This window comes from Enterococcus devriesei (assembly GCF_001885905.1).
GTDB lineage: Bacteria > Bacillota > Bacilli > Lactobacillales > Enterococcaceae > Enterococcus_A > Enterococcus_A devriesei.
Window position 1 is genome coordinate 147,278 of record NZ_JXKM01000004.1, and the last position, 15,980, is coordinate 163,257.

Annotated in this window: 15 protein-coding genes and 1 pseudogene; 2 read left to right on the forward strand and 14 right to left on the reverse strand. The window is 40.6% G+C overall.

Annotated elements, in window-relative coordinates; all coding sequences use genetic code 11:
- Positions 1-15: 15 nt before the first annotated feature.
- The 3 genes from RV00_RS07260 to RV00_RS07270 form a co-directional block, all read right to left on the reverse strand.
- On the reverse strand, positions 16-2,031 hold the full coding sequence (locus tag RV00_RS07260) for a WxL domain-containing protein (protein WP_071861937.1): 2,016 nt from the start codon (positions 2,029-2,031) through the stop codon (positions 16-18).
- A complete protein-coding gene (locus tag RV00_RS07265) occupies positions 2,031-3,068 on the reverse strand; it encodes a WxLIP family cell surface protein (protein WP_071861938.1) in 1,038 nt (345 codons plus the stop codon). The genes RV00_RS07260 and RV00_RS07265 overlap by 1 nt, the downstream gene beginning before the upstream one ends.
- Before the next feature lie 117 nt (positions 3,069-3,185).
- On the reverse strand, positions 3,186-3,878 hold the full coding sequence (locus RV00_RS07270) for a WxL domain-containing protein (protein WP_071861939.1): 693 nt from the start codon (positions 3,876-3,878) through the stop codon (positions 3,186-3,188).
- A gap of 284 nt (positions 3,879-4,162) precedes the next feature.
- Between RV00_RS07270 and RV00_RS07275 the strand changes: the two genes are divergently transcribed.
- Complete coding sequence (locus tag RV00_RS07275; protein WP_071861940.1) at positions 4,163-5,092, forward strand: DUF916 domain-containing protein; 930 nt, start codon at positions 4,163-4,165, stop codon at positions 5,090-5,092.
- Positions 5,085-6,548, forward strand: a complete 1,464-nt coding sequence (locus RV00_RS07280; RefSeq protein WP_071861941.1) for a helix-turn-helix domain-containing protein — start codon at positions 5,085-5,087, stop codon at positions 6,546-6,548. The genes RV00_RS07275 and RV00_RS07280 overlap by 8 nt, the downstream gene beginning before the upstream one ends.
- Before the next feature lie 85 nt (positions 6,549-6,633).
- On the opposite strand, the gene spx is transcribed toward RV00_RS07280, so the two are convergent.
- The 11 genes and pseudogenes from spx to RV00_RS07335 form a co-directional block, all read right to left on the reverse strand.
- Positions 6,634-7,059, reverse strand: a complete 426-nt coding sequence (gene spx, locus RV00_RS07285; RefSeq protein WP_071861942.1) for a transcriptional regulator Spx — start codon at positions 7,057-7,059, stop codon at positions 6,634-6,636.
- A 523-nt stretch (positions 7,060-7,582) separates the two neighbouring features.
- Positions 7,583-8,446, reverse strand: coding sequence for an arginase family protein (locus RV00_RS07290; protein WP_071861943.1), 864 nt, complete (start codon positions 8,444-8,446; stop codon positions 7,583-7,585).
- Positions 8,447-8,573: 127 nt separating this feature from the next.
- The gene (locus tag RV00_RS07295; protein WP_071861944.1) at positions 8,574-9,878 is read right to left on the reverse strand and encodes an MATE family efflux transporter; all 1,305 of its coding nucleotides are present in this window, start codon (positions 9,876-9,878) and stop codon (positions 8,574-8,576) included.
- A gap of 151 nt (positions 9,879-10,029) precedes the next feature.
- Complete coding sequence (locus RV00_RS07300) at positions 10,030-10,476, reverse strand: GNAT family N-acetyltransferase (protein WP_071861945.1); 447 nt, start codon at positions 10,474-10,476, stop codon at positions 10,030-10,032.
- Positions 10,477-10,609: 133 nt separating this feature from the next.
- A pseudogene (locus tag RV00_RS07305) lies at positions 10,610-10,717 on the reverse strand (helix-turn-helix transcriptional regulator); the annotation flags it as partial.
- A gap of 206 nt (positions 10,718-10,923) precedes the next feature.
- Positions 10,924-11,583, reverse strand: a complete 660-nt coding sequence (locus tag RV00_RS07310) for a Crp/Fnr family transcriptional regulator (protein ID WP_071861946.1) — start codon at positions 11,581-11,583, stop codon at positions 10,924-10,926.
- A gap of 12 nt (positions 11,584-11,595) precedes the next feature.
- A complete protein-coding gene (locus RV00_RS07315; RefSeq protein ID WP_071861947.1) occupies positions 11,596-12,123 on the reverse strand; it encodes a ferritin family protein in 528 nt (175 codons plus the stop codon).
- A 1-nt stretch (position 12,124) separates the two neighbouring features.
- Positions 12,125-12,355 carry a heavy-metal-associated domain-containing protein gene (locus RV00_RS07320; RefSeq protein ID WP_071861948.1) on the reverse strand — a complete coding sequence of 77 codons (231 nt, stop codon included), beginning with the start codon at positions 12,353-12,355 and terminating at the stop codon, positions 12,125-12,127.
- A 28-nt stretch (positions 12,356-12,383) separates the two neighbouring features.
- Positions 12,384-14,300, reverse strand: a complete 1,917-nt coding sequence (locus RV00_RS07325; RefSeq protein WP_071861949.1) for a heavy metal translocating P-type ATPase — start codon at positions 14,298-14,300, stop codon at positions 12,384-12,386.
- A gap of 118 nt (positions 14,301-14,418) precedes the next feature.
- Entirely contained in the window at positions 14,419-15,744 is a 1,326-nt protein-coding gene (locus RV00_RS07330; RefSeq protein ID WP_071861950.1) for a DUF438 domain-containing protein, read from the reverse strand.
- A complete protein-coding gene (locus RV00_RS07335) occupies positions 15,744-15,974 on the reverse strand; it encodes a DUF1858 domain-containing protein (RefSeq protein WP_071861951.1) in 231 nt (76 codons plus the stop codon). Before RV00_RS07335 ends, RV00_RS07330 begins: the two co-directional genes overlap by 1 nt.
- Positions 15,975-15,980: the final 6 nt, after the last annotated feature.

Here is a 15,980-nt window from a genome sequence, read left to right on the forward strand (position 1 = left end):
AGCTAGTCTTTGTTATTATTGTGGCGCATTGGATAAGGTCCAACGCAGAGTCGCTTGATAAGTGCCCGTCTCTACTTGCTTAGCATCGGTGATACTTAACTTTGTCTCAGCTGCTAGATTTTCACTGACTGAATGATCCAAATTGGGCTTGCCAGTTTTATCGAACGTCAACTTACCATCAGAAGTTACGGTGCCATTCAAAAGCCCTTGTGCTCCTTGAGCAGAAGCAAAATCGATCTTGCCGGCGATCGGCTTTTTACCATTTGAAAAATCACTTAAAGCAACCGATAAACTCCATGGTGTTTTTCCATCCGTCGGAAAGCGTTCATCGGTAATCTTGATGCCCTCATTGTTTTCGCTGACTAGTTGAAAACTAGGATCTTGACTAAATTGCGATAGATCTTTTTTCCCGAATTGAAGATCTGGGACTTGATCTAATGTCAAATACCCGCTGACATTGACTATAATTTTAGTAAAAACATCTTCCTGCCCAGGAATTCTGATCGTAATGACGTGCTTCCCTACAGATAAGCCTTGCAGGTTCACTCCATCAGTGATCACCATTTTGCTAAAGTCACCTTGTCCATCGGCTCCCTCGACATCGGTTCCCTCGTAATCAGTTGTAACGATCTTTAATTTAATTGGCTGATCTTTGAAGATCGTCAGTTCATTTCCCACTGCATGGCCATCTTCTGTGGTTAAATGAATCGTCGGCAATTTAGGCGTGGGATGATTAGGCGCGCTAGTACCCGGCCAGTTGCTCGTATCAAATTGATTCCTTTTTGCCATGTCTAAATTTAATTCCGATTGAATCTCAATGTCACCGCCAGCTACGTAACTAGAATGCATTACATTGGCCCCAGCACTGCCTACAAGAATATTTCCCTTTGGAACAAGCAATGAACCATAAAATTTTGCGGCAATGATTGAGACTTGACTCGCGTTCGGAAATGAATGGATGATGCGGTTTCCTAATGCTTCAATCGTCGTGTCCCCCGTGACCGTCAAGTGGTTGTTCCAATCCCACGTAAAGGTGCCACTCGTTTGCCAATTAAAAATCAAATACGGCAATTGCTTGGATGAAGCACCTTGATAATTAATCTCGAACTCATCATCGGCTCGAAAAAGATTCATATCTAAAATGATAATGGGAACAGCTGAGCTGGTATAGTTGCGAAGATCAAGGCTGATCTGATGGACTGTCTTGGCTTTAGTCGTATCTTGGACTACTGTTTGAGTGGCCTTGATTGCCGTATCTGAAACAGCAACCCCTTTATCTTGGGTCAGACTTTGATACTTTTCACTGACACTGATTAAATTATTTTGCGTGGTTGACTGCCAATTATCAGCGGTAATCCCATTATCTTGAAAAGCTTGGAGTTGATCGGCAGAATGAACTGATTTTTTAGCTGCGGGAATTTTAGCTCCGCCATTCTTTACGATCAGCTTTTGATTTGGAAACGCACTAGACTGGGCTAAATTATTGGCTAATGTATCATTGATGGTATTGGCTACCACTGTGACATTTTCTTTAGGATCACCCGTTAATTTCAAACCGCCAGTGGTTAGATTGCTGCCGAAATAATTTGGCCAGCCATTTTTCCCAGTAATCGTATTAGCGCCCATATAGCCTGTCACGTTTTGCTGACCAATTGTTAAGGTTCCGCCAGCAAAAGCGGTGAATTCTGTACCGACTCCTAAAGGATAGCTAGACAGCTCTCGCGGATTGACCAAGCCTGATGCGTCAACCAATCCGCGTTTTTCAGGTTTAATGGTCTTCTCTGGTGATTTTACCGAGGAACTGGTACTTGTTTGGCTGGAGGACTCCGCTGTTTCATCACTCTTAGATCGAGTAGTTGCTGGCGAATCTTCCGTTGAAGAATTCATCAAAGTCTCCTGTGTCGCGGAATCAGCAGTCATGGTTGTTTGAGTCGCAGTTTCAGTACTGGAAAACGCTTGAACGGTGGAAGTAAAAAGAGTGCCTCCAACTAATAGGAAAAGCAGAAAGGCCAGCCGATTTTTTCTGTTCATTACGCCTCATCCTTTGCTTGTCTGCCTTTTTTACGGCCTAATAAGAAAACCAATAGCAATAAAATGATTAAGACTAAGACACCGATAATGACATACAACCATAAATTATTGGATTGCTCTGGTGTATCAACTGATTTTTCATTGATGGTCTGAGCTTCCAATTGAGCGATCGTGAAGTCTCGTTCAAATTTCCATTCTTGTGTACCAGAAGTTGCGACTAAAGCCAAATGATAATCCCCCGCTTCAAGCGGTTCCTTCTGCCAATCAATGGCGAAATCATAATTAGAGTTTGGCGCCATTTCTTGATTGTACTTCTTCGTTTCTTTAAAAACGTTATCGTCGCCTTTTTTATAGATCTTGGCATCCACTGTCATGGAGCCAAAGGCTTGTGGTTCGATATTTTGTAAATTAGCTAAGACCGCGGTGTGTTCATCAGACAATCCAGCTTTGACATCATTTAATTTTAATTTTGGTGTGATGTTTTGATCAGGATTTTCTGTCAATGCTAGACCGAGCACTAAAGAATATTTATTTTTCACCGTCAGCATTTGCCCTTCACTAGATGACGAATCGGCGGTATCATCAGAAAGTTTTTCCGCGTAAAAACCACCCATGATCGTCCCACTGAAGGCTTCCTTTGGTGCTGTTAGAGTAAATTTGACATCCTTCGTTTCATTGGCTGCCAGCTCCACTTCTTGCGGACTAGAAACAAGCTGTGTCACATCATATTTAGCAGTATCATCACGCTTTACCGTTTGATCACTATAATCGATCTGACCATTATTATTAGTAAACGCAGGATTGGGCGAAATTTTGATTTTGATCGCTTGATTCTCTAAATTCTTTACCTTTAAAGTCAGTTCTTGGCTTTGATCAGGGATCACTTTCAGATTAAAATAGCTAGCATCACCAATTTGATTTTCGGGCTGGACCGCATCGATAGTAAAGCCTGCACCAGCTGCTTCAGCAGAAACTGTGGTCATAAAACTGATCATCATCAAAAAAACAGCGGCTAACACTAATCCTATTTTTTTCATATTGTTCTCCCCTTTATTGATTCTCTCTCTTTTCATCTTAGTCAAAAATAATCTGTTTTACAAAAAATCGAACGCACAAAGCGTTCGATTAACGAAAATTTAGCGAGCTTGATCCACTTATTTTGCTGGAGCTGCAGTTGGTATATTGGCTAATGTCCAGTTCACATCAGCTTGGTAAGTCCCAGCAACGATATTTTTATTTGCGTTGGCAGCAACGGTCAAATCGCCAGAAGCTACATCGAAGTTGTTGGCAAAAGTTCCTTCGTTAACAGCCGCATTGATCAAAGTCGCTGCTTGATCATTCACAATTGTTTTAACTGGTGCTTTGGTTGCGATTCCGTCAGTCGCATCAGCTGAAGGAGATAATGTCATAGTTACACCATCGATTTTTTTGCTACTGTCGGCAAGATTCGTAAAATCACTTCTTGATACGGAGAGTTTCCAACCAGCGTTCGTTCCGCGGTAGTCAGAAACAGTGATTTTTTGATTGCTATTTCCATCTTTAGACGCGTTCGAAAGTTTTCCATCAAACAAATTCAAATGAACTTCCTTTGAAAAGTCAGCAACCTTTGGATTTGTACCGTTATCGTTAGCAAAATGCAAGTCAGGTACTTGATCTAACCGTAGTTGACCGGGTTCGATGGCGAATTCAGCTTTAGAATTTGCAGCTACTGAATCGTTGGTCGCATCATATCCGGCCCCTAGTGTCCCTGCGTTGATAGTTTCAGCCGCAAAAACATTCGTACTTGCTAAGCCTAGTGAAGCTAGGACGATCGTTGAAGTCATAAGTGTGGCTAACATTTTTTTCATAAAAATTCCTCCTTAACATCTCATGCAACAAATTATTATTTTCATGAAACGTTTATGTAAATAATCTTTAATACACATCTGATTATAAGTTTTCTAACGCCAATATCAATGTAATAGCTCGCTGCTTTTACCCTTCAAAAAGCCTATCGCCTTGCGGTATCAAGCTTGTTTCACATTTACAAAATGGATTTATCTAAATGTGAAAATAAAATTATCTTTTCACTTTGATAAAATCCTTTGTTATACTCAAAACAGCAGATATATCCGTCACGGAGGAGTCACTAGTGAAAAAAATATTTTCTTTAGTACTTAGTTTCATTCTTTTATTTATTTACATGCCGACCACTCAAGCCGCGACCTTTGGATTTGGTGCATCGCCGATTTTTCCTGAGAACCAAATCGACGGCGCTTCTTACTTTGATTTGCAAGTAAAAAAAGACCAACAGCAAACCCTCTATATAATAGTAGAAAACTTTGACGATCAGCCAAAAACTTTAGAGATCACTCCTACCACTGCCTTCACGAATACGATCGGGCAAATCGAATACAGCTTGAACGATCATAAGCCTACTAGTGGTCCAAACTTTAAAGAACTAGTCTCTGGACCTCAGACGGTTCACTTAGAAGCCAAGGAGCAAAAGCAAGTTGCTTTCCAATTGACGATTCCTGAAAAAGGTTTTTCCGGCAGTTTATTAGGAGGCTTTCAAATTCTTGATCAGAATGCCCCCACTAACGGTGGCATCCAACAAGAATTGGCTTACGTAATCGGAGTGATGCTGCGAGAGGATAAAGCCTTACCCGCTCCCCAACTAACTTTAGAAAATTTCACGACAGCCAAAGAAGATGTAGCTGCGAAACTAGCCAACACCTCAGGTCGATTAATTAGTCACTACCAATTAACAGGCGAACTTCGCTCTATTACAGGAAAAGAAATCAGCCTAACAGATCAGACCATCAGCGTCGCGCCTCATGATTCATTTACATTGCAGTTGCCAACCGAAAAACCGCCAACGAGTGGACTTTATACCATCAAGCTAACAATCAAAGGCGAAAAGGCGTTTTCTTTTGACCGCTGGGTCTTTCTGCATCAGCAGAATAATCAGCTACAAATCTACGAGCTTGCTCTTTGGCCATTTATCCTGGCCTTGGCTTTTATCCTCGGATCATTAATTCTTTTTATTTGGAAAAAAAGAAAGGAGAAACGTTATGTTTGAAGAAATAGTCTTTGATTCGGTCACTCAAATGAAATTCCGGATCTTTAAGAATCTCGCGGGACAAACGACTGGAATCTATCCTTATCGTGACCTTGCCGCCCAGACTCAGCTTTCTTATCAACAGTATTACAAGCTATTGCAAGAACTGGATCACGATTTATTAGAGTCAGGGCTGATCAAAACTTCCTTGATCGTACCAAATACCGGAATCTCCACTGAAAAACTGGCGCTTTCGATTGATGAGTACCGCCTTCACCTATTAAAATCAAGTCTTTCTTTCCAATTTATGCAAGCATTACTTTTGAAACCAACACTTGGTTTGGAAAATTTCTTGCAGCAAAATTATATCAGCCGCGCCACCATCAGCCGCAGAATGCAGCCGATGATCAAATATTTAGCCAAGTACCAGCTCAAAATCAACTTTCAAAAATTCCGAATAGAAGGGAATGAGATCGCCATCCGTCTGGCTTTCTTCTATTTTTTTTGGTTAGGCTACCGCAATTTATTTTGGCCTTTCGATGTCGCCAAAGAAAAAGCGTCGACTTATGGTGAGCTCTTTTTACAGGATTCACCTTTAAGTCGCGACTTTGTCAGCCGCTTGGAAACATCGATTTATTCTGGCGTGGCTCTCACTCGCATGCTCCAGCAGCGATTCGCTGAGTACGAACCGGCCTTGGATTTTATGTTGGAAGATAATCCCGAATGTGATCTGTGTGCGTTTGAAAACACCTTTGACCTTTCACCGGAACATTCTAAGGGAGAATTGGCTTCGATCTATTTTCTGATGAATTTTATTCCGATTTACGAAGACCCTGCCGATCCCGCACTAGAAAAAAGTATTCAGACCTTTACTAGAAAAACAAATCCAGTCTGGGATTTAGTAGAAAGTTTCCGCTGTTTTGTCATCGACGAATTGCACGTGCATATGGAAACGGGGACAAAAAAAATGATGATGGCCAATCTAGCCAACATCATTCTTGCCTTCTATGTTTTTCGCGGCCCCTTTCCAAATCTACCCGCTTTAGTCAAGTATCCTGAAGTAAAATCAGCCGAGACCTTACAGCTTGAACAGAAGATCAAACAATTCTTAAATTCACTTTTAAAACGAGAAGAATTTTCAGCCCTTCGCCCTTCTGAAAAATATTTAGTCCAGATCCTGCGTTCTGGTATCTCACCTTTCTATTATCAAATGACCAAGGAACACCCTTTGAAAGTCGGCGTTATGGTGGAGTCTAATCAATTACTCGTCAAACGGTTGTGGGACTTTTTAGCGGATATTAGTTTTGTGGAAACAGAGCTTTATCACAGTGAGACTACCTACGATTTTCTGATTACGACCTTTTCCCAAACAGCCATGGAAATTCCTGTCTATTATTGGGACTTTAACGTCGGATATCAAAATCTTTCTTCATTATATGTAGCTTTACGTAAGACGTATATCGAAAAAAATCGCTAACTTTATTATAATAAAAAAACAAACAGGTACTATCTTCGATTCTTGAAGGTAGCACTTGTTTGTTTTTATGTGTTTAGCTCACCTACTAAGCAAGGCTTTGTTTTTCTAAATCCAAATAAATCAGAATCTTAGACATCTCTTTTGAAGTCAGGCGTCTGACTTCACGGGGAATAAATTGATGAATTTCATCTTGATTGTAACCCACTTGTAAATGACGCTCGTCTAAAATAATTGGTCTGCGTAATAAGGTTGGGTGCTTTTCAATCAATTCAATCAGCTCATTGAAAGATAATTCATCAAAATCAACATTAAGTTTTTCATAGACCTTAGAACGAGTCGAGATAATCTCTTCCGTTCCTGTCTCCGTCAAGCAAAGAATTTCCTTGATTTCTTCTTTATTCAAAGGACTAGAAAAAATATTTCTTTCCTCAAATGGAAGTTCTTGTTCGGTTAACCATGCTTTTGCTTTACGGCAAGAAGTACAACTCGGAGAAGTATACAATTTAATCATCTGCTAAACACCTTTCTTAATCTTTTTTATTATTCTCAGTTATCTTATATATCAACCATACAATATTCTTCCCTTTTTGTTAAATGTGCTCTGATCAAAATGACGAAAAATAATCCTTTTATGTGACAAGTGTGCTTTTTTATATAACTTTTAATAGAATCATTCTAAACAAGGAGCCGAATGAAATTTGAAGTAAATACACTGATTGAAGCAGTTTTTATGCTTTGGTCTATACCAATTAGATAACAATCTGCATCTGATAGGTTGCTTTTTAATCAATAAGTTCTTCAATAATGTAAAAACTGATTGAATGATTTTTTTTACTATTTTTAAGTTTTTTTCGCAAAAATCACTCTGAAAGATCGCTAAAAAATGTACTTTTAAAAGCAAAGCTAGCACTTAAAGAAATATCCATAACTATTTGATGAGTTAAAACTGAACACAAAAAACGCTCAATCACTTTTGATGATTGAGCGCAAAGTTTGCTTTCTCGATTATGCCAAAAATCCACAACTTCATTTTTCTATTTAAATATCGAAACCTGTGATAAAGCCTGACGAAGATTCAACGCATCCCATGGCATGTGCTCCGCGATACTCAAGCCCACCAATTCGGTTTCCTTAGAAAGATCCGTTAATACACGTGTCACCTCTTTTAGAGTCATTTCTCCGATTGCGGCACCAAACGTCTTCAAATAAGGTTCCGCTGGGTAAATTGAACGAAAATCCTCCGGCGTTAGTACATCAAGATCAAAATGGACCGCCACATGTTGAATGTTATTTTCTTTTAGCCAGTCAATGATCGGCTGGCTGTTCTCTTTCAACTGCTGAGGGGTCGCATAGCGCAGCTGCAAGCGATTGACTGCTTGATCTCGCGGCCTTAGCTCTTCATAAATCAGGCCCGCAAACATTACGTGGCTCGGCTTTACTGGATGCTGAACCTTTTCAGCGAAGCTGGGAGCTCCACCACCTAATAGATTGCCTAAGACCATTTCATGATCATGCGTAGTATCCGCCGCCAATGCCACATCTGGATGGGCATCTAGCCAAAGAATTCCTAAATTGCCTCCATATTTACCGTTTAAATAATCAAAAGGAGCCTGCGAGATCGAACAATCCCCACCGAGAACGATTACCCTATCCGGATTTTCTTCTGCTAAAATCTTCGTTGTGTCTGCTAATTGCTGCAAAAGCACCTTGCTACCTTTGACACCATCTTCAACAGCTAATGCTTTGTCAAAATCTTTCGCTACTGGCACACGTCTCAGCTTATCCTTAGCACTAGCAGGAACAATCTGAGCCAATAGCTCCCCACCAAAATAATAGTTTGGATTATTGCCCCCTTGCCATTGCGGCAACAATAATCGTAATGTCTTCTGATCCTTCATCTTTTGTGCCTCCTTTTTTCGTTACTTTAATCATAACAGCTTGTTTTGGGGATGACAGCAGCTTTTCTCACAACTACTCAAAAAAGCACTCTGAAACTGACGATTTCGTCCTTTCAGAGTACTTATTTTATACTTCCGCATTCAGCCTTGAAGCTTTAACGGCAGCCTTTTTATACTTTCGTAAAAAGAAAAATGAAACGATTAACGTGAGTCCTTCCGTTATTGGCAAGCTGACCCAGGCTCCTGTCAGGCCCCAAATCGCGGCTAAAATGATCACCAACGGAACTAACAAAAAATAGCCGCGAAATAAAGACAGTGCAAAGGCTTGTTTGGCGTGACCGATCGCCGAAAAGAAGATGCTGAACACCACGTTTAATGATGACCCGAACAACGATACAAAAAAGATCGGAATCCCGTAAGCTGCTAATTGAATCAGCAGCGGATCATTTTCACGATTGAAGGCGGAAATGATCGGGTATTTTAGGAAAAACAGAATCAAATACAATCCCACTGCCATAATAAAGCTGGTTTTTAAGCCAAAGTTCAAGATTTTTTGAATCGTCAGAGTTTCTTTTTTATTTGCGGCACGACTAATCAATGGCTGAATCCCTTGGGCCACTCCGGTAAACAACGACAAGGCAACCACTAGAATATTCGCCAGCACCCCATAAGCGGCGATTACGATATCTCCGCCTAATCCCAGCAGCACTTGATTGAAAACTAAGATACTGACACCAGTACTCATTTCCGCCAGAAACGAAGAGAGCCCTAGTTGGATACTCTTGGTCACTATTCTTAATTGTGGTTTCACCCAGCTTAACGACAACTGCCGCTTTGAAAAATTACGATGGGTACTTAAAATAGCCAGACTAAGGACCGGCGACAACACAGTGGCAAGTGCAGCACCGGCCATGCCCATATCCAATGGGAAAACGAAAATATAATCAAAGATCATATTAAAGACACTAGACAAAATCATCGCTTTCATTGCCAGTTGGGGATTTTGATCATTTCGAACAAAGGCCAGACACAAATTATTCAAGATGAAAAAGGGCGCCATTATCAAAATAAAACGCATATAAAGCGTCGTCAGGTCCACCGTTGCGCCACTAGCTCCTAATACCAGCGCCAATGGACGACTGAAAAAGAGGCCAAGTGCTGTAAAAAACAGCCCGATAACGCCACCAACAATCATTAACTGCGAAAAATAGTTACCGCTTCGCCCTTTCAAAGCAAACAACGTCGCCCCGCCCATTCTCAGGAGCAGACCAAGCCCCGTCAATAAATTAAACAATGGCAGAGCGATATTCAGTGCCGCTAAGCCTAGCACTCCGACACCATTTGCAATGAAGAACGTATCCGCTAAAATATACAGTGACAAACCCAACGTACTTAGCACACTTCTCGTAACATACCCTTTGATCTCGTTCATCTAAATTCCTCCAAAAAAAAGAGCATCCTACCCTCCAATGGCCTATGGGGTAGACTGCTGCTCAAAACAAAACCCGGCGATTTTGTTAAAAGTTCTTCATAATTTTCTTTTATTCTAGCAACAAATTACTAAAAAGGCAAACACCGATTGATCAAGCATCCAAATACATGATGCGCTCGCCATTTTCTAAATCGTATTGTTGACTATCAATAAAGCCGAAACGTTGATAATAAGGAATAATTTTTTCGTTTTCATCATGAACACTTAAATAAATGCGTGCGATTTGATAATGCCGTTTCATATGGTCGATTAGTAACGGCATAAACAAACTGCCATATCCCTTCCCTTGAAATTCAGCTCCGATCATGAAGCGATCCAGCCACATTTCATTGCCTTCTTTAGCGCCAATCATCGCAAATCCAACGATCGTTGTTTCGTGATAAAGCGCTAAAGGATGCCATTGGAGCGAGGAATCATAAGCCGCTTCTAATAGCGATTGCGCATTACTTTCGATAAAACCGCGTTGGTCGGCGGATACAGAAAGTGCGGCGATTTCCCGCCAATTGGATTCCTCGACTGCTTTGATGAATACGTTCACTGATTTCTTCCTCCTTGAGCCATTATTTATTTGTCACACTAGCAAATTTTCGCTGATAGATTCATATTCAAGTGAAATACTACTAGAAATAAAAGAGTTCTTCAAACGTTTTATCTAACACGATGCGTAAAATCTACGTCAAATTCGCAGTTGGACTGAATCGTCCGGTTTCAATTGAATTGACCGTCGTTCTCGAGAACCCAACTGATTTTGCTAATGCAGTTTGGGAGAGTTTCTCTTCAGTATTTCTATTAAACGGTTCTTAAAATTTTTTTCTGACATGGGCTCACCCTACAATGTCTTTGGATCAGTTAACAAATAATTGAGATATAATCCAATCAAAAGCAATCTATCGAGTAACCAAACCGCTGACTAACTATTGTTGCTTTTTTCATCGAAATGCAAAAAAACAGGCTGAGTATCCCTCAGTCTGCTTAACCTAAATGCTCACAACTCTTCTAATCCTGTTGTATCTAATAGCGTTACATTGCGTCTTTCACGCTTAATCAGCTGTTGCTGTTCTAGTAATTTGAATTTTCTTGATAAAGTTTCCGGTGTCGTCCCTAAAAAATAGGCTAGCTCTTTCATTTTCATAGGTAAAACGAATGTCTTTGTATGGGCTACTTTAGCCAAATCAAGCAAATAGGTGGCTAAACGCTCCTCCACTTTCTCCATCATTAAAAATTGTGTCTGCTTTTCTACTTTCAGCATTTTTTGAGCATTGATCTCTAGTAATTTCAAGCTTAGTTGCGGATAACTTAAGAGCAATTCTGAAAAATCTTGCTGTCTAAGAATACAAACTTCAGTTGTTTCTAGTGCTTCACCAAATAAAACTTCATTTCGAACACCAAATAATTGGTTTTCACCTTCGTACCCACCAGGTTCCACTACGCGTAGGACTTGTTCCTTGCCATTTGAAGATAGTTGATAGACTTTCATATTTCCATGAGCAACAATCACTAATTGCGCGGTTCCCGCGGGTGTAAAAATTTGTTCACCTTTTTCAATGACCCGGTGTTTAACCAGCGCATGTATTCTTTGCTGATCCGTGATATCCAAATGATTGAATAGTGGAACTAAAGATACGCATAAATGTTCATGGTTCATGAAAATTCTCCTTTACTCTTCTTCAAGTTGGGAGAGTCCCTCTTCTCCCAAATACCGCTGCCAAACCAATTCCTGCTCCTTGATCCAGCCGTATAGTTCTTTCAAAAAATCAGCTAAACCAAATTTAGCCTCTTTTTCTGCTAAGGCGATCCCGCGGGTGACAAATAAATTTTGCGTTGCTAGATCCGTGATAAACTCCCTAAGAATCACTGTGTCGCTTTCATACTTTAATTTACCACTTTCTTTGATCATCGCATAGTCGCTGAACTCTTTCAAAGTTGTTGGGACCAGTTCTCCTTCTGCAAGGACCTTTTGACTTAATGTATCAAAGAAATGATCTTCATCAGCAATCATCCCTACCAACTTATCCTCAGAAAAGCTTCGCACGTGACCTTTTAAATAATAATTTGCTTGTCTTAGCTTCGTTCGATGGATAAATAGATTAGCCAAAATATGGCTGATCATCGCTGCGGCAGTCGGCGTATGATGGTCCCGATCACTTTTGATTTGTTCTGCTTGGAATTTTTCATCTGGATTCACTTTAGGATAGCTCCTTTACTTTGACCGTTTCCACTTCATAACCTAAGTCTTCGATCACTTTTTGTAATACTTCCGGACTAGTCTGCTCTGCTTGGAAATCGGCTTTGACTTTGCTGGCATTGAAAAGAACTTTTACATTTTCGACACCTTTTTGTTGGCTGACCGCATTTTCTATTTTTTGCATACACGACGGACAAGTCAGTGTCCCTAATTGGATAATCATTTTTTTCATCATTGAAGCCTCCTTTAAATTGATACCTTCATTCTATAGATTCTTTGATTTTCGCGAATTGATTTCTATCAAGTTTTGCCTTTTTTGTTTTAAAAGAAAGCAGCCGCATACCATTGATTACAACAATCAAGATACTTAATTCATGAAAGAACATGCCACTGGCCATATAAACATAGCCAAAAACTAACCCCACTAACAAAAAGAGGACAGTCCCAATCGCAATCGTAATATTTTCTTTCATATTGGTCACCGTCTTTTTAGTAAGTTGATAAGCATGAAGTAAGCTTTGAAATGTTGACTGAATTAAAACAATATCCGATGTCTCAACGGCTACGTCAGTTCCACTCCCCATCGCTATCCCAATATCCGCTAGCGCGATCGACGGACTATCATTGATTCCATCCCCCACAAAGGCCACAACTTCGCCTGCTTGTTGCAGCTGTTGAATGACATCCGCTTTCTCTTCAGGTAGTAAATCACCCTGAATTTCAGTGAATCCAAGCTCTTTTCCAATAATTTCTGCAGTCCGTTGATTGTCCCCTGTCAACATAATCAGACGTTTAATGCCGCTTTTTCTCAGCGCACTCATAGTCTCTGATGTACCTTGACGAAGCTGATCCTTTACACCAATCAATGCCACGACTTCTTGATCCGTTGCAATCAATACTACCGAGTGACCTTGCTCGTGTAAAAATTGTTCGTCTACTTGAAGCGCAGTCGTCAGTGGAATTTTTTGTTCTTTCATGAGCTGCTTATTGCCGATGATTAGGCGCTGACCTGCTACAGATGCAACAATCCCTCGGCCTGCTTTGATTGCAGTATCAGTGACACTGATTTTGCTAAAATCTTCTTGGCTATTTTCTTTTACATAGTCAACGATGGCTTGTCCTAAAGGATGATCCGATTCGGCTTCCACCGCCGCAGTCAACGCAAGATAGTCAGTAGCTGATTTGCCGTACAGCTGCACTGTTGCGACGGTTGGTTTGCCATTTGTCAACGTTCCAGTTTTGTCAAAGACTAGCGTATTCACCCGACTAAAAGTATTCATTACATCACTACCTTTGATCAATATCCCATTTTTCGCTCCGTTTCCGATCCCCGCAACATTGGATACCGGCACACCAATGATCAACGCCCCCGGACAGCCAAGTACGAGAATGGTAATCGCTAAACGAACGTCTCGACTAATCAAGCCAGTCAGTATAGCTATAATTAAAATGAGCGGCGTATAATATTTAGCAAAATGATCTATAAACCGTTCTGCGGTTGACTTGCTGTCTTGTGCTTCCTCTACAAGTTCAATGATTTTTCCAAAAGTCGTATCTTCACCGATTCTTTCAGCCCGCATTTTTAGGGTGCCATTCTCCAAGATCGTTCCGGCAAACACCTGATCGGCTGTTTGCTTATGGACTTGCTTTGATTCCCCGGTCACATTTGCTTCATTTAGATAGCCTGATCCTTCTAATACTATGCCATCAACGGGAATCTGGGCACCTGTTTTGACCAATAATTGATCGCCCACTCCCACCTCGTCTATCTCCACTTCACTAAAAGCCTCACCCGTGAATTTCCAAGCTTTTGCAGGAGCCATTTGGACTAATTTTTGAATAGCAGAACGGGTATGTTCCAATGTTTTTTGCTCAAGCAAATGACCCAATAGAAAAAGAAAAGTGACGATCGCCGATTCATTGTATTCCCCAATCATAAATGCCCCTATTACCGCGATCGTAACGAGTAAATCAATACTGATCACCTTAACCTTTAATGCTTGATAAGCTTGGATCATGATCGGCAGACCCCCTAATACAGAGGCGACGATCATTCCTACGTCATAGATCCACTCCTGTTGGAAAAAAAACTTAGCCCCAATCGAACCTATGATAAAAATCGCATTGAGCAACGTGAGCTCCTTTTTTTGAGCGAGTATTTTCTTTTGCACCTTCACTATTATCACTCCTTGTCTGTTTTCTAACAGTTTACAAGTGCTCTTCAGAAAATGAATTGATTACTATCAAGAAAAAAAGAGTATTCGTAAAAATACGAATACTCTTTAAAATGGCATTTTAATTTTTTCCATCCAATAAACGATTTTGACCTTCAATTGATTGGATTTCTGTAATATCTTGAGTAACCTCTAAGCAGCCTAAATATTCGTCGGATTCATCTTTTAGAGCAAAATAACGAATATAGATTTTTTTGCCTCGAATATCGATCCAAAAATCTGCTTCTGAACGGGCGCCTGAACGAAAATCATCAAGGATTTGCTGAACGATGTGCATACTCTTCGGTGGATGGCAATTCACAACCTCACGTCCGATTACTGACTTCGTACGGGGAAAAACTCGGCTTTTCCCTTCTGAGAAAAAGCGTACACGATCTTCTTTATCAACAAACGTCAAGTCCACTGGTAAAACTTGGAACATAGCGATCATTTCTGCCATCTTTAATGTTCCGGTAGGTAAAACGACCGTCTCAGCCGATGCTTTGTTCTCCCAATCATCATGTTCTACCGGGTTCATCTCTGTTTGATCAGTCAGACTAGCTGCGATCCCCTCTGTTGTTTCCTTGGCTTGCTGGATCGCTAATTGACGAGCTGGTTCTCGTTCTTGTTCCTTTTCTAGTGAAGCTTGGCTGGCCTTCCACGGTAAAAGATCAGGTATGAAAGCAAAGCCGATATCAAAACTATCTTCGGCGATTTTTTCCCAATCCTTCAAACTGAAAACATCTAAAGTCATCGGTGCCATGATCTCTTCTTCTTTAAAAATCATCTCTTCAATTTCATTTTTTGCCGATTCCCACTGCTCAGCAATTGGGTTGTAAGCCGCTTTGTCAGAACTTACTAATTGGATCAAAGCTTTGATTTGATCCCGAATATCGTCATCAACGCCCCACATTACTTTTGGAGGGGCCGTGATACCGTATTTTTCCATATAAGAAAAAATCAACGTTTCTTTACGAGCATAATGCTTATCGATCTGCATTAAATCAGTCAGTGCATGCAGCAACCGTTCCTTTTGTGACCAATCACCTGCTTTTATTTTAACTAGAAGACCATCGATTTCATCCGTCAACAACGATTGCAACACCTGATTTTCTAGCTTCAGCGTATGGATCGGATGACCCGGCTGTTCATGCTCCAAATTAGATCGATGAATCTCGTTGATTGAACCTTTAAATACCGCCGCATGAATATTACACAACTTTTGAATCTCTTGGGGATTTAAACCACCTTGGATCAGGGCTTTTTCCGCCGCCGTAATCTCGGTCACATCTACGCCGTCAAACTCTTGATTAAATAAATCTTTCGCTTCCTCAAAAGAACCGCCTTTGTGGAGTAATGATAGGATCTCGACAATTCTCGCTTGTCGTTGTTCTCTCGTACGTTCCATTAGACTGCTCCTTTCACAGTAAAGCCATTCGCTTCAAACAACTCAATGACTTGATTTAGCGGAATGTGTTTCATTTTCGCGCCTTTGGGGATCGTTACATAACGGCCTGCCGTTTGCAGCATGCCCGGTTTTGCGATCGCTTCAAAACCTAATCTATACATTAAATCCTTTACTTCAGGATAAAGAGTGACTAATTCCAACAAAGATTTAGATAAGTCTAATTCCTTCATACACAG

Bases quoted from the DNA above. Each gene is read 5' to 3' on its own strand.
- RV00_RS07265 (WP_071861938.1), bottom strand. From the start codon at position 3,068: ATGAAAAAAATAGGATTAGTGTTAGCCGCTGTTTTTTTGATGATGATC.
- RV00_RS07280 (WP_071861941.1), top strand. From the start codon at position 5,085: ATGTTTGAAGAAATAGTCTTTGATTCGGTCACTCAAATGAAATTCCGG.
- RV00_RS07295 (WP_071861944.1), bottom strand. From the start codon at position 9,878: ATGAACGAGATCAAAGGGTATGTTACGAGAAGTGTGCTAAGTACGTTG.
- RV00_RS07330 (WP_071861950.1), bottom strand. From the start codon at position 15,744: ATGGAACGTACGAGAGAACAACGACAAGCGAGAATTGTCGAGATCCTA.
- RV00_RS07270 (WP_071861939.1), bottom strand. From the start codon at position 3,878: ATGAAAAAAATGTTAGCCACACTTATGACTTCAACGATCGTCCTAGCT.
- RV00_RS07260 (WP_071861937.1), bottom strand. From the start codon at position 2,031: ATGAACAGAAAAAATCGGCTGGCCTTTCTGCTTTTCCTATTAGTTGGA.
- RV00_RS07290 (WP_071861943.1), bottom strand. From the start codon at position 8,446: ATGAAGGATCAGAAGACATTACGATTATTGTTGCCGCAATGGCAAGGG.
- RV00_RS07310 (WP_071861946.1), bottom strand. From the start codon at position 11,583: ATGAACCATGAACATTTATGCGTATCTTTAGTTCCACTATTCAATCAT.
- RV00_RS07320 (WP_071861948.1), bottom strand. From the start codon at position 12,355: ATGAAAAAAATGATTATCCAATTAGGGACACTGACTTGTCCGTCGTGT.
- RV00_RS07335 (WP_071861951.1), bottom strand. From the start codon at position 15,974: ATGAAGGAATTAGACTTATCTAAATCTTTGTTGGAATTAGTCACTCTT.
- spx (WP_071861942.1), bottom strand. From the start codon at position 7,059: ATGATTAAATTGTATACTTCTCCGAGTTGTACTTCTTGCCGTAAAGCA.